The organism is Pseudomonas sp. A-B-19 (assembly GCF_019947515.1).
Lineage (GTDB): Bacteria > Pseudomonadota > Gammaproteobacteria > Pseudomonadales > Pseudomonadaceae > Aquipseudomonas.
In genome coordinates, this window is the sequence record NZ_JAGYGN010000024.1 from 89233 (window position 1) to 106175 (window position 16943).

The 16943-nt window shown below is 59.6% G+C and carries 17 protein-coding genes; 11 read left to right on the forward strand and 6 right to left on the reverse strand.

Annotated elements, in window-relative coordinates:
• Nucleotides 1–3: 3 nt before the first annotated feature.
• Both fadD2 and fadD1 read left to right on the forward strand, forming a co-directional pair.
• Nucleotides 4–1692: a long-chain-fatty-acid--CoA ligase FadD2 gene (gene fadD2, locus KGA81_RS23120; protein ID WP_223548795.1), complete on the forward strand. Its 1689-nt coding sequence runs from the start codon at nt 4–6 to the stop codon at nt 1690–1692.
• Nucleotides 1693–2078: 386 nt separating this feature from the next.
• Complete coding sequence (gene fadD1 / locus KGA81_RS23125; protein ID WP_223548798.1) at nt 2079–3779, forward strand: long-chain-fatty-acid--CoA ligase FadD1; 1701 nt, start codon at nt 2079–2081, stop codon at nt 3777–3779.
• A 203-nt stretch (nt 3780–3982) separates the two neighbouring features.
• Here the strand turns inward: fadD1 and KGA81_RS23130 are convergent, their stop codons facing one another.
• Nucleotides 3983–4360, reverse strand: coding sequence for a hypothetical protein (locus KGA81_RS23130; RefSeq protein WP_150757893.1), 378 nt, complete (start codon nt 4358–4360; stop codon nt 3983–3985).
• 360 nt (nt 4361–4720) lie between these two features.
• Between KGA81_RS23130 and KGA81_RS23135 the strand changes: the two genes are divergently transcribed.
• Both KGA81_RS23135 and def read left to right on the forward strand, forming a co-directional pair.
• The gene (locus KGA81_RS23135) at nt 4721–5677 is read left to right on the forward strand and encodes a YihY/virulence factor BrkB family protein (protein WP_223548800.1); all 957 of its coding nucleotides are present in this window, start codon (nt 4721–4723) and stop codon (nt 5675–5677) included.
• A 2-nt stretch (nt 5678–5679) separates the two neighbouring features.
• Complete coding sequence (gene def, locus KGA81_RS23140; protein ID WP_223548802.1) at nt 5680–6219, forward strand: peptide deformylase; 540 nt, start codon at nt 5680–5682, stop codon at nt 6217–6219.
• 102 nt (nt 6220–6321) lie between these two features.
• On the opposite strand, the gene KGA81_RS23145 is transcribed toward def, so the two are convergent.
• Nucleotides 6322–6732 carry a GNAT family N-acetyltransferase gene (locus tag KGA81_RS23145; RefSeq protein WP_223548804.1) on the reverse strand — a complete coding sequence of 137 codons (411 nt, stop codon included), beginning with the start codon at nt 6730–6732 and terminating at the stop codon, nt 6322–6324.
• 318 nt (nt 6733–7050) lie between these two features.
• A complete protein-coding gene (gene gstA, locus KGA81_RS23150; RefSeq protein ID WP_223548806.1) occupies nt 7051–7653 on the reverse strand; it encodes a glutathione transferase GstA in 603 nt (200 codons plus the stop codon).
• A gap of 99 nt (nt 7654–7752) precedes the next feature.
• On the opposite strand from gstA, the gene KGA81_RS23155 reads away from it, so the two are divergent.
• Nucleotides 7753–8643: a LysR family transcriptional regulator gene (locus KGA81_RS23155; RefSeq protein ID WP_223548809.1), complete on the forward strand. Its 891-nt coding sequence runs from the start codon at nt 7753–7755 to the stop codon at nt 8641–8643.
• 72 nt (nt 8644–8715) lie between these two features.
• Here the strand turns inward: KGA81_RS23155 and KGA81_RS23160 are convergent, their stop codons facing one another.
• On the reverse strand, nt 8716–9354 hold the full coding sequence (locus KGA81_RS23160) for a glutathione S-transferase family protein (protein WP_223548813.1): 639 nt from the start codon (nt 9352–9354) through the stop codon (nt 8716–8718).
• A gap of 378 nt (nt 9355–9732) precedes the next feature.
• Between KGA81_RS23160 and KGA81_RS23165 the strand changes: the two genes are divergently transcribed.
• Nucleotides 9733–9981 (forward strand): DUF6124 family protein, encoded by a 249-nt coding sequence (locus KGA81_RS23165; RefSeq protein ID WP_007974480.1) that lies wholly within the window; start codon nt 9733–9735, stop codon nt 9979–9981.
• A gap of 187 nt (nt 9982–10168) precedes the next feature.
• Here KGA81_RS23165 and KGA81_RS23170 read toward each other — a convergent pair whose 3' ends face one another.
• A complete protein-coding gene (locus KGA81_RS23170; RefSeq protein WP_223548815.1) occupies nt 10169–11200 on the reverse strand; it encodes a LacI family DNA-binding transcriptional regulator in 1032 nt (343 codons plus the stop codon).
• Between the two features lie 215 nt (nt 11201–11415).
• On the opposite strand from KGA81_RS23170, the gene KGA81_RS23175 reads away from it, so the two are divergent.
• Together KGA81_RS23175 and KGA81_RS23180 are read left to right on the forward strand one after the other, a co-directional pair.
• The gene (locus tag KGA81_RS23175; RefSeq protein ID WP_223548817.1) at nt 11416–11949 is read left to right on the forward strand and encodes a gluconokinase; all 534 of its coding nucleotides are present in this window, start codon (nt 11416–11418) and stop codon (nt 11947–11949) included.
• Nucleotides 11950–12030: 81 nt separating this feature from the next.
• Nucleotides 12031–13383, forward strand: a complete 1353-nt coding sequence (locus tag KGA81_RS23180; protein WP_095944529.1) for a GntP family permease — start codon at nt 12031–12033, stop codon at nt 13381–13383.
• A 176-nt stretch (nt 13384–13559) separates the two neighbouring features.
• Here the strand turns inward: KGA81_RS23180 and alaC are convergent, their stop codons facing one another.
• The gene (alaC, locus tag KGA81_RS23185; protein ID WP_223548819.1) at nt 13560–14777 is read right to left on the reverse strand and encodes an alanine transaminase; all 1218 of its coding nucleotides are present in this window, start codon (nt 14775–14777) and stop codon (nt 13560–13562) included.
• A 139-nt stretch (nt 14778–14916) separates the two neighbouring features.
• Between alaC and KGA81_RS23190 the strand changes: the two genes are divergently transcribed.
• From KGA81_RS23190 to KGA81_RS23200, 3 genes are all read left to right on the forward strand, one after another.
• A complete protein-coding gene (locus tag KGA81_RS23190; protein ID WP_223548822.1) occupies nt 14917–15579 on the forward strand; it encodes a LysE family translocator in 663 nt (220 codons plus the stop codon).
• A gap of 66 nt (nt 15580–15645) precedes the next feature.
• Nucleotides 15646–16131 (forward strand): GyrI-like domain-containing protein, encoded by a 486-nt coding sequence (locus KGA81_RS23195; RefSeq protein WP_223548824.1) that lies wholly within the window; start codon nt 15646–15648, stop codon nt 16129–16131.
• Between the two features lie 98 nt (nt 16132–16229).
• Nucleotides 16230–16718, forward strand: a complete 489-nt coding sequence (locus tag KGA81_RS23200; RefSeq protein ID WP_223548826.1) for a GNAT family N-acetyltransferase — start codon at nt 16230–16232, stop codon at nt 16716–16718.
• The last annotated feature ends 225 nt before the right edge of the window (nt 16719–16943 follow it).

The following is a 16943-nucleotide window of genomic DNA, read 5'->3' on the forward strand; positions in this document are numbered from 1 at the left end:
ACAATGCAACCTGATTTCTGGAATGACAAACGCCCGGCCGGCGTACCCCTGGATATCGATCCGGGAGCCTACAAGTCGGTGATCGAGGTGTTCGAGCGTTCCTGCAAGAAATTTGCGGATCGCCCGGCGTTCAGCAACATGGGCATCACCCTGACCTACGCCGAACTGGAGCGCCAGAGCGCTGCCTTCGCCGGCTATCTGCAAGCCCACACCGACCTGGTGCCGGGTGACCGCATCGCGGTGCAGATGCCCAACGTCCTGCATTACCCGATCGCCGTGTTCGGTGCCTTGCGCGCCGGGTTGATCGTGGTCAACACCAACCCGCTGTACACCGCGCGGGAAATGCGTCATCAGTTCAAGGATTCCGGCGCCCGGGCGCTGGTGTACCTGAACATGTTCGGCCAGAAAGTCCAGGAAGTGCTCCCCGACACCGATATCCAGTACCTGATCGAAGCGAAGATGGGCGACCTGATGCCCACCGCCAAGGGATGGCTGGTCAACGCGGTGGTGAGCAAGGTCAAGAAGATGGTCCCGGACTATGCCTTGCCCCAGGCCGTTTCCTTCAAGAGTGCGCTGCGCATGGGCCGTGGCCTGGGCATCAAGCCGCTGAAGGTCGGCCTCGATGACATCGCCGTGCTGCAATACACCGGCGGCACCACGGGCCTTGCCAAGGGCGCGATGCTGACCCACGGCAACCTGGTGGCGAACATGCAACAGGCACGGGCCTGTCTCAGCCAGTCGGCCAGCGACGGCCAGCCGCTGTTGCGCGAAGGCCAGGAAGTGATGATCGCGCCGCTGCCGCTGTACCACATCTATGCCTTCACGGCGAACTGCATGTGCATGATGGTCACGGGCAACCACAACGTGCTGATCACCAACCCGCGGGACATCGCCGGCTTCATCAAGGAGTTGAAGAACTGGCGGTTCTCGGCGCTGTTGGGTCTGAACACACTGTTCGTCGCGCTGATGGATCATCCGGACTTCAAGACCCTGGACTTCTCCAGCCTCAAACTCACCAACTCCGGCGGTACTGCGTTGGTCAAGGCTACCGCCGAGCGTTGGGAGCAACTGACCGGTTGCCGCATCACCGAAGGTTACGGCCTGACCGAAACTTCGCCGGTGGCCTGCACCAACCCCTATGGCGAGCAGTCTCGGATCGGCACGGTGGGCCTGCCGGTGCCGGGCACCGCGCTGAAAGTCATCAGCGATGACGGCGTCGAACAACCTTTGGGCGAACGCGGCGAGTTGTGCATCAAAGGCCCGCAGATCATGAAGGGCTACTGGCAAAAACCCGATGCCACGGCTGAAGTGCTGGATGCCGAGGGCTGGTTCAAGTCCGGTGACATCGCGGTGATCGACCCGGACGGTTTCGTGCGTATCGTCGATCGCAAGAAGGACATGATCATTGTCTCGGGTTTCAACGTGTACCCGAACGAGATCGAAGACGTGGTGATGGCACACCCGAAAGTCGCCAACTGCGCGGTCATCGGTGTGCCCGACGAGCGGTCGGGGGAGGCGGTGAAGCTGTTCGTGGTGGCCCGTGAAACAGGGATCAGCCTTGAAGAGTTGAAGGCTTACTGCAAGGAAAACTTCACGGCGTACAAAGTACCGAAGCACATCGTGCTGCGTGAGTCGCTACCAATGACGCCGGTGGGCAAGATTTTGCGGCGGGAGTTGCGGGATATCGCCTGACCGGTGAATGACCGATCCCCTGTAGGAGCGAGCTTGCTCGCGATGGACGTCAACGATAACGCGCCCTGTTTGAATGATCGCGTTGTCCGGACGTTTTTCGCGAGCAAGCTCGCTCCTACAGTAGTTTTAGCGCGAAAGCCCCCGTTTTTCGGGGCTTTTGGGGATGTATAGAATTTTTGCTCTAAAATGACCGCTTGCAAGTCTTGAGTCACGAATGTGACCGTAGAGGCCTCTTTTGGCTCTGGTCGACCCTCGGCAAAGCTGCTACTCTCGGCGCGCTTTGTGACTTCTCGGCCTTCTATCAGCCAGATTCACCAATGACCAAACACCAATAATAATCGCATCAAATGCGGTGCTGAATTCGCGTTGCTGAGGAGTGGGCTTCCATGATCGAAGACTTTTGGAAGGATAAGTACCCAGCCGGGATTGCTACAGACATCAATCCCGACGAGTATCCGAATATTCAGGCAGTGTTGAAGCAATCCTGCCAACGCTTCGCCAACAAGCCGGCATTCAGCAACCTGGGCAAGACACTCACCTACGGTGAGCTGTACGAATTGTCCGGTGCGTTTGCCGCTTACCTGCAACAGCATACCGACTTGCAGCCTGGCGATCGAATCGCCGTGCAGCTGCCCAACCTGTTGCAGTACCCGGTTGCCGTCTTCGGTGCTATCCGCGCCGGGCTGATTGTGGTCAACACCAACCCGCTCTACACCGCGCGGGAAATGGAACACCAATTCAACGACTCCGGTGCCAAGGCCCTGGTCTGCCTCGCCAACATGGCGCACCTGGCCCAAATCGTGGTGCCGAAAACCGGCGTCAAGCACGTGATCGTCACCGAAGTCGCCGACCTGCTGCCGCCGCTCAAGCGTCTGCTGATCAACAGCGTCATCAAGTACGTGAAGAAGATGGTGCCGGCCTATCACTTGCCCAAGGCCGTCAAGTTCAACGACGTGCTGAGCAAAGGCCTGGGCCAGCCAGTGACGGAAGCCAACCCGGCCAGCGGTGATGTCGCGGTGCTGCAGTACACCGGCGGCACCACCGGCGTGGCCAAGGGCGCGATGCTGACCCACCGCAACCTGGTGGCGAACATGCTGCAGTGCAAGGCACTGATGGGTTCCAACCTCAATGAAGGTTGCGAGATCCTGATCACGCCGCTGCCGCTGTACCACATCTATGCGTTCACCTTTCATTGCATGGCGATGATGCTGATCGGCAACCACAACATCCTGATCAGCAACCCGCGTGACCTGCCGGCGATGGTCAAGGAACTGTCGAAGTGGAAGTTCAGCGGCTTCGTCGGCCTTAACACCCTGTTCGTGGCCCTGTGCAACAACGAAGGCTTCCGCAAACTGGATTTCTCCGCGCTGAAAGTCACCTTGTCGGGCGGCATGGCCCTGCAACTGGCCGCGGCCGAACGCTGGAAAGCGGTGACCGGTTGCGCCATCTGCGAAGGCTACGGCATGACCGAAACCAGCCCGGTGGCCACGGTCAACCCGATCCAGAACATCCAGATCGGCACCATCGGCATTCCGGTGCCGTCGACCCTGTGCAAAGTGATCAATGATGCCGGTGTCGAACAACCGCTGGGTGAAATCGGCGAGCTGTGCGTGAAAGGCCCGCAAGTCATGAAGGGCTACTGGCAGCGCCAGGAAGCCACCGATGAAATCCTCGACAGCGAAGGCTGGTTGAAAACCGGTGACATCGCGCTGATCCAGCCCGATGGCTACATGCGCATTGTCGATCGCAAGAAAGACATGATCCTGGTGTCCGGTTTCAACGTGTACCCGAACGAGCTCGAAGATGTGCTGGCTACCCTGCCGGGTGTGTTGCAATGCGCAGCCATCGGTGTGCCGGACGAGAAGTCGGGCGAGGCGATCAAGATTTTCATCGTCGCCAAGCCGGGCGTGACCCTGACCAAGGAACAGGTGATGGAGCACATGCGCGCCAACGTCACCGGCTACAAGGTCCCGCGCTCCGTGGAGTTCCGCGATGCACTGCCGACCACCAACGTCGGCAAGATCCTGCGTCGTGAACTGCGCGATGAAGAGCTGAAGAAGATCAACGCGAAGAAAGCCACCGCGTAAAACAAGAAGCCCCGCAGATGCGGGGCTTTTTGTTGGTGCAGACTTTGTGGTCAGAGTGCTTTTGTGGCGAGGGAGCTTGCTCCCGTTCGGCTGCGCAGCAGTCGCAAAACCTGATGGCGAGGTGCACCTGATGAAATTGAGGGCCGCTTCGCAGCCCAGCGGGAGCAAGCTCCCTCGCCACAGGATTTCTGTGTTTCTGAGGGTTACTGCCGAAACGGCGCGAAGTTGACGTTGGTGCCCGCCGGGCGCATGTCCTGCAGGAAGGAGTCCTTGTCGGCGCTCAGTTCCAGGCTCAATGCCGCCTTGCGCTTGCCTTCATTGCGCACCACCAGGCCTTCGAGTTTCTCGCGCAGGAACACCGTCGGCACTTTCAGGTGCAGCAGTTCGTCGGTGTCGGGAGTGTGCATCAGCAGGTGAATCCACTCGTACTGACCGATGGCAAGGCGTGTCACCGGGAGGTCGAACCACCAGATGTTGCGGTTACGGTTCAATTCGGCGAAGTGGCAGTTGTTGACGCCAAGCACAGCACCGCCGAGTTCCTGGTTTCTGCGGGCAATGGCCTGCTTTTTATCGAGTTTCATAACGTTCCTACGGGATTGGATCTTCAGCGCCATGGCCTGAATGTGTTGCGCATTCTCAGGGGTTGGCCCGCAAACATAAAGCGCAACCTGCACTGAACGATGAAATGTCGTGGTGAAAATAAATGAAACTCCCTGCCAAAGCCCCCGGTCAACCTTGTGTAACGACTTTTCTGCATTGAAATGCCTTTCCTTTAATGAAAAGAAGCCGCGGCCATCTGCAGATGGCCGTTTTTGTGTCAGCCTGAACTTGCACGCTGAATTTGTTTCAAAGTCGCCAACTGGGCTACCTTGATGAAAGAAAACGGCCCCTGAGTCGCCACGACTTCCACCCAAATCCGTATGCGGCGAATGGAGACGCGAATGATTTTCCCGGACATGAGAGGCTTGCCCCTGCACCGTGTGATGATGCGCACGGTCACCGAGTTCATGGCCGACGAGATGTCGACCTATGCCTCGGCGCTGGCCTATCAAATGCTGTTTTCGCTGTTTCCGTTCATCCTGTTCCTGATTGCCCTGATCGGCTTCCTGCACTTGCCGGATTTCTTCTCATGGCTGCGCCTGCAGTCGGAACTGGTGCTGCCGCCCCAGGCGCTGGAGCAGGTCAACCCGGTGATCGACCAGCTTCAGCAGTCCAAGGGTGGGTTGCTGTCGGTGGGTATCGTGATTGCGCTGTATACCGCCTCCGCGGGTGTGCGGCTGATGATGAGTGCGATGAACGCTGCCTACGACGTGGTTGAAGGGCGTCCGCTGTGGAAGCGCTTTCCGTTGTCGATCATCTACACCGTCGGCATTGCCGGCATGTTGCTGATCGCCGCAGCGCTGATGGTGCTCGGGCCGCAGGTGATGGAGTGGATCGCGGCCCAAGTCGGTCTTGAGTACTTCATCGTCACGCTCTGGACCATCGCGCGCTGGCCGGTGATCGTGATTCTGATGATGGTCGCGGTGGCGTTGATCTACTACGTCATGCCCGACGTCAAACAGGAATTCCGCTTCATTACCCCAGGCTCGGTGCTGGCGGTGGTGGTGTGGATCATCGCTTCCCTGGGCTTCGGTTTGTACGTCAAGGAGTTCGCCAACTACAACGCCATGTATGGCAGTATCGGTGCGATCATCGTGCTGTTGCTGTACTTCTACATTTCCGCGGCGGTGTTGCTGCTGGGCGCGGAGATGAACGCGGTGATCGAGCACATGTCGCGAGAGGGCAAGGACCCTGGCGAAAAAGTGGCTGGCGAGCATGGTCCCGTCCATGAGGAAAAGCACCACGTGTCGGGGCTGGGCCGCGATCACTCACACAAACCGACCATCGATGAAACCTGATCATGATTCGTGAAATTCTGAAAATGGGCGACGAGCGCCTGCTGCGCATTGCCCCGCCAGTGCCGGCGGAGATGTTCGACAGCCCCGAGCTGTGGCAACTGATCGATGACATGTTCCAGACCATGGAAAGTGTGGGGGGCGTTGGCCTGGCTGCTCCGCAGATCGGCGTCGACCTGCAACTGGTGATCTTCGGTTTCGAGCACAGCGAGCGTTATCCGGATGCCGAGGCCGTGCCGCAGACGATCCTGATCAACCCGTTGATCACGCCGCTGAGCCCTATTCTGGAAGAGGGCTTCGAAGGCTGTTTGTCGGTACCGGGGCTGCGCGGCGCGGTGCAGCGTTACCAGCAGATTCGCTACGAAGGCGTCGACCCCAAGGGCCAGCCCATTGTGCGTTTTGCCTCAGGGTTCCACGCGCGGGTGGTGCAGCATGAGTGTGATCACCTGATCGGCCGCCTGTACCCGTCGCGCATTACCGACTTCAGCAAGTTTGGCTTCACCGAGGTGATGTTCCCGGACCTGGATCCCAACGCGGACGACTAAAAGCACCGCAAACCCTTGTAGGAGCGAGCTTGCTCGCGAAGGTGTGTCAGCATAAGTGGTGTCGACTGACACTCCTTCGCGAGCAAGCTCGCTCCTACAGGTTTAGGGCGCCAGCCCCATCGCAATCATCGGCTTGCTGCGCGCATATCGGCTCAATCGCTCAACCATCGCGTAAGGCATCGGCGGATCGAAAGTAAACCCGCGCCGCTCATAAAACCCCCGTAAATCCGGATGACAGAACAACCACACCGGCTGTTCGCAATCCTTCACCGCGGCCGCGATCAACCCGGCGGCAAGCCCTTGCTCGCGGCAGGCCGGATCGACCAGCAAGCCGGTCAGCCAATGCCCGCCGGACACCGGGCGCAAACACAGCACGGCAACGATCTGCTCACGCCGGGCCACCCACAGTTGCGCGTCGCGCACGGCCTTCATCGACGATTGGTGAGTGCGATAGAACTTGTTCATCAACGGCCATAACGGGTCGTCGAGCAGGGTGAATTGGGTATCGGGCATGGTCCAGGGCTGTCAGTTTGCAAAGCAGACTATTATAAAAGAACGCACACGCCAGGATAGGTGTATGCCTGATCTCACATCCCCATGAGTGGAGTACGCATCATGTCCAAAGGTATGGATTCAAAGAAAGCGGCGAAAAAGAAACCAGTGAAAACCGCCATTGAAAAACGCGCCGACAAGAAGGCCAAGAAAGTCGGCGTGTTCGGTCACTGATCCCGTGCTGCTTGATCGCTCCCACATAGGAACTGCTGCGGACGCAGTATTTGGGAACCCCAGGATCCTGTGGGAGCGAGCTTGCTCGCGATGCGATTTGAAGCCTTACGCCAACTCGGCGGCCAACGCCGCTTTCACCGCCGAGCGTTGATCCATCCTCGCTTGAAACCTTGCCAACGCCGGCCACTTATTCAATTGAATGTCGAACCACCGAGCCCAACGCAACACCGTAAACAAATACGCATCAGCAACGCTGAACCCGCCTGCCATCAAGTAATCCTGCCGCTCCAGTGTCTGGTTCAACACGGCCAAACGCTTGAACAGTTTTTCCTTGATCAGCGCTTTCACCTCTTCGGGAAATCGAGCGTTGAACAGCCAGCCGAGCCCGCCATGAATCTCCGTCGAGATGAAGTTCAGGCATTCCTGCAACCGCACCCGCTCGAATGTACCTTGGGCTGCGGCCAGTTTCGTATGTGGATGCAGATCAGCCAGGTATTGCAGGATCGCCGGGCCTTCGGTCAGCACTTCGCCGTTATCCAGTTGCAAGGCGGCCACGTAGCCCTTGGGGTTGATGGCCAGGAAGTCATCGCCAGCAGCGGTTTTTTTGGTGGCGTTATCGACGCGGATCAATTCGAAGGGCAGTTCCAGTTCGTGCAGCACGATATGCGGCGCCAGCGAGCAGGCTTGGGGGGCGTAATACAGCTTCATGGGGCGGGCTCTGGTTGTGGATTTACGCCAGTGTCATAGTGCGCGGCGCCCTCGGTAAAATTAATCTTTCAGAAGTCTGCCATAAGGAAAACTACTGCCATGATGAACCTGATGCATTGGCGAATGGTGGTGGCCGTGGCGGATACCGGCAACATCACCCGCGCCGCCGAACGGGTCGGCATGACCCAGTCAGGGGCCAGCCAGGCCCTGGCCTTGATCGAGGAAACCCTGGGCGTTCAATTGTTCACCCGGGAAAATCGCCAGACGTTGCCGACAGCCATCGGCCTGCCGGTCATCGAGCAGGCGCGGACCATGCTCGGCGCGCTGCAGGCCATTCGCAGCACCGTCGAGGCCGCAAAAGGTGTTGAGCGCGGGACGATTCGCCTGGCCAGTTTTCCCATGGTACTGGCGACCTTTCTGCCGCCGTTGCTGCGTCGGTTCAACCGGCTTTACCCCGGCATCGAGGTAGTCGCCCTGGAAGTCAGCGATGACGAAGTGGAGACCCTGCTTGGCGCGGGACTGGTGGATGTCGGCGTGGTGCTCAATCCGTCTCCCGAGCGCAAGGCCAGTGCTTTGGGACGCGATGCCTGGATGGCGGTATTGCCCGGGGGCCATCCGCTGGCGCGGCGCACTCATGAGGAGGGCGTCGGCCTCGAAGAGTTGGTGACGCAACCTTTTGTACTGGCCACGGGCGGTTGTTCGACCAATGCGCGAAGCCTGGCTGCCGATGTGGGGCTGCAACTGCAGGATGTGCGCGTCGAGGTCCGCGAATGGAGCAGTGCGTTCACCTTGGTGCGGGAAAACATCGGCGTGAGCCTGGTGCCGGAGATGACGTTGCCAGGCAATCGGCAGGGTTTGCGTGTGGTGCCGGTGCTGCCGCGGATCGAGCGCGAGTTTGCCTTGGTGGTCGCGGCGAACAAACCGCCGTCGGCGGCGGTGCAGGCGCTGCTGGACATGCTCGATGGACGGTCACCCCCGACAAGCCGTTGAACCGTTTTTTCCTCGAGGATGGCCGACTAGTGGCTTTGCTGTGTGGCAATCCAGGCGGCAACCTGCGGCCATTCAAGGCAAGCCGTTGCAGCAATGCTTCAGGAAACCGGGGTGTTGCGCCAGGCGTTTGAAATATTCATCGACGGCGGGGTAGTCCGGACGCTCGATCGGCGTCATCAGCCAGCGGTTGACGGACAGGCCGATGACGATGTCGGCCAGGGTAAACCGCGGTCCGGCGACATAGGCCTTGGTGGTCGTGAGTTGATGTTCGAGGATGCCCATCTTCTGGTTCCAGCCGCGGATGCCGACGTCAAGGCGATGGGCGTCCTGGAATTCCGGGTCTTTGCGCACCAGTGCCATGAACGCATAGGTCCAGGACGGATTGAGCTCGATGGCTTGCCAGTCCATCCACTGTTCCACTCGGGCGCGAGCTGCGGGTTCGGTGGGCAGCAGTTCGTTGTGGTGATGGTGATGTTTGGCGGCCAGGTAGCGGCAGATGGTATTGGATTCCCACAGCACGCCGGCTTCATCGATGATCACCGGCACCAGTGCGTTGGGGTTGAAGCGCAGGAACTCGGGGCTGTGGGTGGACGCGAAGCCACTGCCCCAGTCCTCGCGTTCGTAGGGTATGCCCAGCTCTTCGCAGGTCCACAGGACTTTTCGGACGTTGATGGACGAGGCTTTGCCGAGAATCTTCAGGGTGTGTTCCATTTGAGCAACTCCATCGCGAATGGCGTGTATGTAATTGTAGGAGCGGTCTGTAGGAAAGACGTTTCAACAGGTTTCCGTTGCCTACGATTGATTGCGTCATTGCCTACAACTACGCCAGAATCCGCCGACTTGTGCGCCTGGTATCCGGACTCTATCGTTGCGCGTCGCTGCAATTTCAGCGATCGGGTCTAGCAGCCTGGATACTTTAGACGCATGACGTCGACCATTCGTGATCAGTTCATGTTATGGCGGCTGTGCGTGGGAAGACCTTCGGGTCTACCGGTTCTAGAGTCCCGGTCTGCTAGCCCGCGCACGGCTGCCACCTTGTTTTCGTCTAGCAGCGAATCGTGGCAGCTCCATGACTCTAGGAGCATCGCCATGTTCAAACCCACGCCGAACCCCCCACGCAATCCCAGCCCAATGTTCTCCATCTCACCCGGCATCAATAACGAAACCCTGTTGGCGCACGCCTGCGAATCGTTGGCCTCGGCGAGCGTCATGACCAATGATTTTGCGACATTCCTGGAAGGTAGCCAGCGCAACACGGCATTGGCGATCGCACAGATCATCATGCTGGCCGAGCTGGCGGTGAACCGGGTGCTGGATAACCTCGATCCGCAGGATTAATCGCGGAACCTGTGGCGAGGGAGCTTGTCGGAACGCCGCACCGCCCCGTTGGGTTGCGAAGCGACCCCAAAACAGACACTGCGGTCATACAGTTAATCCAAGTGAGCTGGATTACGACTGCTTCGCAGCCGAACGGGAGCAAGCTCCCTCGCCACAAAATCTCACTTCACAGTGGTTTGTGTCGTGCCTACGTGCTCTCCCGCACCTTCAACTCAAACCCCATGTCCTGCACCGGCTTGGCCACGGTGTTGCCGGCCATCAGCGTCAGCATCTGCTCCGCCGCGCGGCGGCCGATGGCTTCGCGTGGGGTGTTGATGCTGCTCAGGCGCGGGACCATGTGTTCGGACATGGGCAGGTCGTTGAAGCCGAGGATCGCCACTTGCTCGGGGATCTTGATTCCGTGTCGCATCGCTTCGAGCAAAGCGCCCTGGGCCAGGTCGTCGTTGCCGAAGAAGATCGCGTCGACATCCGGATGACTGGCCAGCATTTGCAGGAACAGCTCGCCGCCGAGGCCGACGGAGGAGGAGCGGGGCGTCAGCACTTCCAGGTCCGGGTCATACCGGCCGGCCTTTTGCAGAGCTTTGCGGAAACCTTCGCCACGCAGCAAGGTGCGCTGGTCCAGTTGCGCGCCGATGTAGGCCAGGCGTTTGCGACCGCGAGACAGCAAATGTTCAGCAGCGGTTTCACCGGCGGCCAGTTGCGAGAAACCGACGCAATTGAGCCCGGCCGCACTGTCCAGTTCCATCATGTACACGCAGGGAATGTTGCTGGCTTCGATCATCCGCCGCGAACTTTCAGTGCGATCGAAACCGGTCAGCAACAAGCCGCGCGGCTGATAGGCCATGTAATTGCGCAGCAGGTTTTCTTCTTCATCACGCGAATAGTGGAAGTTGCCGATCAGCACTTCGAAGCCCTTGGGGCGTAAAACCCGATGAATGGCTTCCAGGGTGTCGATGAACAAAAGGTTCGACAGCGACGGCACCAACACCACCACCGATTGGCTCTGGGCCGAGGCCAGGGCGCGGGCGGCAGGGTTGACCACATAGTTGAGTTCCAGCGCCGCTTTCTGCACCTTTTCCACCAGTTCCGTGGCCACGGTGCTGACGCCCCGCAAGGCGCGGGAGGCGGTGATCGGGCTGACGCCGGCCAGTCGGGCCACTTCGTTCAGGGTAGGGCGGCCAGTGGTGCGAGTATTTTTATCGTTTTTAGTTGGATTCATCGACGGCTTGCCAAACAAAATTCAAGGTACTAAGGTAGCGCTGTCTCGATGCAGCTGCAAATGCGTGAGCGAGGGTTCGCCTGATCCTCGTTTTTTGGCAACGGGAACGAACATGCTGCAACCCATAAAATGACAAGAAAGGCGTCGGCAACTTCTGCTTTTGCTCTGGTGTCATAACTGGCAAAGGTAGCGCTGTCTGCGCGCTGAGGTGTTACATGAATCATCCCATCACCGCCCTGGTCATCATGGGCGTTGCCGGTTGCGGCAAGACGTGCGTCAGCGAGGCCCTGTGCCATTTGAGCGGCGCCACGGCCATTGAAGGCGACTCTTTCCACCCTGCCGCCAATATCGAAAAGATGAGCGCGGGGATCCCCCTGAACGATGAAGACCGCGCCGGCTGGCTCGACAGCCTGTGCGATGAACTGCGCCGTGTCGATGCCAAGGGCCAGCGCCCGGTGCTGACCTGTTCGGCGCTCAAGCACGCCTATCGCGAACGTTTGCGCAGTGCCTTGCCGGGCCTGGGCTTCGTGTTCCTTGAACTGACCCCCGAAGTGGCCGCCGACCGCGTCTCCCATCGGCCAGGCCACTTCATGCCATCGACCCTGATCGACAGCCAGTTCGCCACCCTCGAATCGCCCATCGGCGAGCCGTTGACCCTGGCGCTGGATGCTTCGACCTATAGCGTCGAGCAACTGGCGGCGCAGGCTCATGCCTGGTGGCAGGCGCACGGCCTGAAACAGGCGGTATGACTGTGTTTACAAAGACAGCGCTGTCCTCACGACTTCTGATCAACCCGCTTTAATAACAACAACAACCAGGAGACACCCCCAATGTTTGGCATGTCCCACGAGACGTTCCTGCTGCTCGATGCAGTGGTCACGGTGATCGGCCTTATCGTCCTGATCACCAAGTTCAAATTTCACCCCTTCATCGCCCTGATCATCGCCGCAGCCTTCCTCGGGCTGACCTCCGGCATGCCGATCGGCACCATCATCAAGGCGTTCCAGGACGGCTTCGGTGGCGTGCTTGGTTTTGTCGGCATCATCCTGGCGCTGGGCACCATGCTCGGCAAAATGATGGCCGAATCGGGCGGTGCGGATCAGATTGCGCAGACGTTGATCCGCGCCTTCGGCAAGGACAAGGTGCAGTGGGCGATGATGTTCGCGGCCTTCCTGGTCGGCATTCCGCTGTTCTTCGAGATCGGCTTCGTGCTGCTGATCCCGCTGGTGTTCATCGTTGCCCGGCGCACCGGCGTGTCGATCATCAAGATCGGTATCCCGCTGCTGGCCGGTCTGTCCGCCGTGCACGGTCTGGTGCCGCCGCACCCGGGTCCGTTGCTGGCGATCGGCGTATTCGGTGCCGACATCGGCAAGACCATTCTTTATGGTCTGATCGTTGCGCTGCCAACCGCCATCATCGCCGGCCCGATCTTCGGTACCTTCATTGCCAAGCACATTCCTGGTCATCCGAATCAGGAACTGGTGGATCAACTGGTGCGCGATGAGAATGCAGGCGATCTGCCTAGCTTCGGCATTACCCTGATCACTGTGCTGTCGCCCGTGTTCCTGATGCTGCTCAAGACCTTTGCCGATGTGGTGCTGCCGGACGGCAACTTCTTCCGCACCTTCATGGACCTGATCGGTCACCCGATCTCGGCTCTCCTGCTGGCGTTGCTGCTGTCGCTGTACACCTTCGGCTACAAGCAGGGCATCGGTTCGCAACAGATGCTCAAATGGCTGGACGCGAGCCTTGCGCCGACCGCTGCGATCATCCTGATCATCGGTGCCGGTGGCGGCTTCAAGCAGATGCTGGTAACCAGCGGTGTGGGTGATGTGATCGGTCACATGGCGGTGGCGGCACAGATCTCGCCGATCCTGCTGGCCTGGCTGGTGGCGGCGGTGATCCGTATCGCGACCGGTTCGGCGACCGTGGCGACCATTACCGGTGCCGGTATCGTGGTGCCGGTGGTGGGGATGATTCCGGGCGTGAACCGCGAACTGCTGGTGCTGGCCACCGGTGCAGGTTCCCTGATCCTGTCCCACGTCAACGACGCCGGTTTCTGGCTGGTCAAGCAGTACTTCAACATGACCGTGGCGGAAACCTTCAAGACCTGGACCGCGATGGAAACCATCCTGTCGGTGGTGGGCCTGGGCTTTATCCTGTTGTTGTCGCTGTTCGTCTAAGCGATTTTGCAGTCACAAAAAAACCGCAGCGATGCGGTTTTTTTGTGGGTGATTCCCAGGGTGTACATAAAACACTGTGGGAGCGAGCTTGCTCGCGATGGCGTCGTATCAGTCAATAATAATGGCGACTGAAACACCGCTATCGCGAGCAAGCTCGCTCCCACAGGGGATATTGGTCAGGCGCTGGTTTTCGGTGCCAACCCATCCGCCCGAAACATCCCGCGAATCCCGCGTACGGCCTGGCGAATCCGGTCCTGGTTTTCGATCAGGGCAAAGCGCACGTGATCATCGCCGTACTCACCAAACCCGACGCCCGGCGAGACACACACCTTGGCCTCGGACAGCAGTTTCTTGGCAAACTCCAGCGAGCCCAGGTGCGCATAAGCCTCGGGGATCTTCGCCCAGACGTACATCGAAGCTTTCGGGTTTTCCACCATCCAGCCCAGCTCATGCAGGCCCTTGACCAGCACGTTGCGTCGCTGCCGATACTGCTCGGCGATGTCGCGCACGCATTGTTGATCGCCTTCCAGTGCTGCGATGGCCGCCACTTGCAGCGGGGTGAAGGTGCCATAGTCGTGGTAGCTCTTGATCCGCGCCAGGGCGTTGACCAGTTCCGGGTTGCCAACCATGAAGCCAATGCGCCAGCCGGCCATGTTGTAGCTCTTGGACAGGGTGAAAAACTCCACCGCAATGTCCTTGGCCCCCGGCACCTGCATGATCGACGGGGCTTTCCAGCCGTCGTAGACGATGTCGGCGTAGGCCAGGTCGTGCACCACCAGCACGTCGTACTGTTTGGCGAGAGCAATGACGCGCTCGAAGAAATCCAGCTCCACGCACTGCGCGGTGGGGTTGGACGGGAAACCGAGAATCATCATCTTCGGCTTGGGGATCGAGCCGCGAATCGCCCGCTCCAGTTCAGCGAAGAAATCCACCCCCGGCACCAGCGGCACCGAGCGCACCTGGGCGCCGGCAATCACCGCGCCGTAGATGTGAATCGGGTAGCTCGGGTTCGGCACCAGTACGGTGTCGCCCTGATCCAGGGTCGCCAGCATCAGGTGCGCCAGACCTTCCTTGGAACCAATGGTGACGATGGCTTCGCTTTCCGGGTCGATGTCGACCTCGTAGCGGTCCTTGTACCAGTTGGAAATCGCCCGGCGCAGGCGCGGAATGCCCTTGGACGTGGAGTAACCGTGGGTGTCTTCGCGCTGGGCCACCGTCACGAGTTTCTCGACGATGTGCGGCGGCGTGGCGCCGTCGGGGTTGCCCATGCTCAAGTCGATGATGTCTTCGCCACGACGACGGGCGGCCATCTTCAGCTCGGCGGTGATGTTGAAAACGTAAGGGGGGAGTCGATCGATGCGCGCAAAGCGGCGCGGCGAACCTTGTTCGGCCATTGTTGCCTCGGATAACGTAAGCGCCCGGAACCGTCCGAGCGACGCTGGCCACTGCGGTGGCCTGTGGCGGAATGTACGGGCAGCTGTGGCAGACTGTCCAGCCTCCATGTAAACAATTTTTTCCGAAGGATAGGGTTCGATGGAATTTACCAGCGGCTTCTTGCTGAGCCTCTCGCTGTGCCTGGATATCGGCGTGGCCAACATCGCGATGATCACCCTGGCCATGCAGCGCGGCTATTTCCAGGGCTTTGCCCTGGGCCTTGGGACCTGCGTCGGCGACTTGATCTACGCGGTGCTGGCGCTGGCCGGCATGACCGTGTTGCTGCAATACGAAACCGTGCGCTGGGTGCTGTGGATCGGTGGCTCGGCGCTGCTGGTGTACTTCGCGGCGAAGATGGTCTATTCGGCGATTCACCACGAGGCGCTGCTGGCCGAGAGGGCGGAGGTGGGGAACAACTCCCACCGCAAGGAATTCTTTCGCGGGATTTTCCTGGCCATGTCGTCGCCCAGCGCCATCCTCTGGTTCGCAGCAGTCGGCGGCACGCTGATCGCCCGTTCCGGTGGCGGTGGCCCGCTCAGTTCGGCGCTGTTTCTCGGTGGTTTCCTGTGTGCCGGGCTGCTCTGGTCGGCAGGCTTGTGCTTTGCCGCAAGCCATGGCGGCAAGTTGCTGGGGGACAAGCTGCTGCGGTACTCCTACATGGCATCGGCAGCGATCTTCTGCTATTTCGCGGTTTACGTGATCCTATCGGGTTACAACGAGTTCGTTGGCGCCGCTGCCGTCGAGCAGTTGCACGCGCTGTAATTGGGCGAATCGGGTTTGGCTTCTATACTCCCAGCCGAACCCATTTTATGTGTCAGGAGTCGAGTCATGGATGAGTTAGCACGCGTCGAACTGACGCAACCGCGCTTCGAACACGGGCACTTCCTGCTGATTGCAGGGTTTGGTGGAACATTTACCCAACAAAACACCCAAGGCATTCCCGAACTCTGGGAGAGACTCACTCCGCACCTGGGCAAGATTCCAGGCCAAATAGGCGAAGTCACCTACGGTGTCTGCTGCAATTTCGACGGCAAGGGCGGCTTCGATTACATCGCTGGCGTCCGGATCAGCAAACTCGACGACTTGCCGGACACCTATCGTTGGGTCGAGATTCAGCCCCAGCAGTACGTCGTGTTCGAACATCAAGGAGCGTTGGCCACATTGCCGCAAACCTTCCAGTACATCCATGGCACGTGGTTGCCACAGTCCGGGCATGAGTTGCTGGCTGCCCCGGAATTCGAGCGCTACAGCGAAGACTTCAACCCCAGGCTCAACACCGGCAAGCTGGAAATCTGGCTGCCGATCAAGGCATGACACCTGTAGCGAGAGGCGGATCAGCCGATTCGTCTCTCGATGTCCCACGGCGGCTGATTTATGATCCCCAACCTTTCCCACGCTGATTCCGAGCTGCCATGAACACCGTCATTCGCAACGTCACCCCCACCGATCTGGATCGCTGCTTTGCCATCGAAACTCTTGCCTATGAAGGTGACGAAGCCGCAACCCGCGAGAAGATCGCCACCCGCATCGCCACCTGGCCCGAGGGGTTTATCGTTGCTGAAGTGGACGGGGCAGTCGCCGGTTTCATCAACTCCGGTGCGGCATTCCAGGTGGAAATGTCGGACGAAGCATTCAAGGAACTGATCGGCCACGACCCGGCCGGGCCGCATGTGGTGATCATGTCGGTGGTGGTGCACCCGGATTATCAGGGGCAGGGCCTGGCCAAACGCCTGATGGGCGAGTTCATCAAGCGCATGCGCGCGATGGGCAAGGTCAGCATCAACCTGATGTGCAAGGAGCGGCACATTCCGTTGTACGCCGGGTTCGGTTTTACCTACGTCAAACCGTCGGCGTCCGACCATGGCGGCATGGCGTGGCATGAGATGGCGCTGACGTTATAAGCCACACTGAATATCCCCTGTGGGAGCGAGCTTGCTCGCGATGGCGGCGTAACATTCAACACAGATGTCGACTGACCATCCGCTATCGCGAGCAAGCTCGCTCCCAGTGTGCCCGGCATGGGCCAAAACCAGTCACCTGAAAAGTGGTGACCAGAATGAGTGACGAGAACTGTAGTGAAACGCAAGGGGGAAGCCGCGAGGCCAGCCTGAAAGAAGCGTGTAGCA

What these genes read in the sequence shown, in the direction of transcription:
- KGA81_RS23135 (WP_223548800.1), top strand. Translation starts at nt 4,721, where the DNA reads ATGATTTTCCCGGACATGAGAGGCTTGCCCCTGCACCGTGTGATGATG.
- fadD2 (WP_223548795.1), top strand. Translation starts at nt 4, where the DNA reads ATGCAACCTGATTTCTGGAATGACAAACGCCCGGCCGGCGTACCCCTG.
- gstA (WP_223548806.1), bottom strand. Translation starts at nt 7,653, where the DNA reads ATGAAGCTGTATTACGCCCCCCAAGCCTGCTCGCTGGCGCCGCATATC.
- KGA81_RS23190 (WP_223548822.1), top strand. Translation starts at nt 14,917, where the DNA reads ATGGAATTTACCAGCGGCTTCTTGCTGAGCCTCTCGCTGTGCCTGGAT.
- KGA81_RS23195 (WP_223548824.1), top strand. Translation starts at nt 15,646, where the DNA reads ATGGATGAGTTAGCACGCGTCGAACTGACGCAACCGCGCTTCGAACAC.
- KGA81_RS23170 (WP_223548815.1), bottom strand. Translation starts at nt 11,200, where the DNA reads ATGAATCCAACTAAAAACGATAAAAATACTCGCACCACTGGCCGCCCT.
- KGA81_RS23130 (WP_150757893.1), bottom strand. Translation starts at nt 4,360, where the DNA reads ATGAAACTCGATAAAAAGCAGGCCATTGCCCGCAGAAACCAGGAACTC.
- KGA81_RS23200 (WP_223548826.1), top strand. Translation starts at nt 16,230, where the DNA reads ATGAACACCGTCATTCGCAACGTCACCCCCACCGATCTGGATCGCTGC.
- def (WP_223548802.1), top strand. Translation starts at nt 5,680, where the DNA reads ATGATTCGTGAAATTCTGAAAATGGGCGACGAGCGCCTGCTGCGCATT.
- KGA81_RS23180 (WP_095944529.1), top strand. Translation starts at nt 12,031, where the DNA reads ATGTTTGGCATGTCCCACGAGACGTTCCTGCTGCTCGATGCAGTGGTC.
- KGA81_RS23160 (WP_223548813.1), bottom strand. Translation starts at nt 9,354, where the DNA reads ATGGAACACACCCTGAAGATTCTCGGCAAAGCCTCGTCCATCAACGTC.
- KGA81_RS23145 (WP_223548804.1), bottom strand. Translation starts at nt 6,732, where the DNA reads ATGCCCGATACCCAATTCACCCTGCTCGACGACCCGTTATGGCCGTTG.
- KGA81_RS23175 (WP_223548817.1), top strand. Translation starts at nt 11,416, where the DNA reads ATGAATCATCCCATCACCGCCCTGGTCATCATGGGCGTTGCCGGTTGC.
- fadD1 (WP_223548798.1), top strand. Translation starts at nt 2,079, where the DNA reads ATGATCGAAGACTTTTGGAAGGATAAGTACCCAGCCGGGATTGCTACA.
- KGA81_RS23155 (WP_223548809.1), top strand. Translation starts at nt 7,753, where the DNA reads ATGATGAACCTGATGCATTGGCGAATGGTGGTGGCCGTGGCGGATACC.
- alaC (WP_223548819.1), bottom strand. Translation starts at nt 14,777, where the DNA reads ATGGCCGAACAAGGTTCGCCGCGCCGCTTTGCGCGCATCGATCGACTC.
- KGA81_RS23165 (WP_007974480.1), top strand. Translation starts at nt 9,733, where the DNA reads ATGTTCAAACCCACGCCGAACCCCCCACGCAATCCCAGCCCAATGTTC.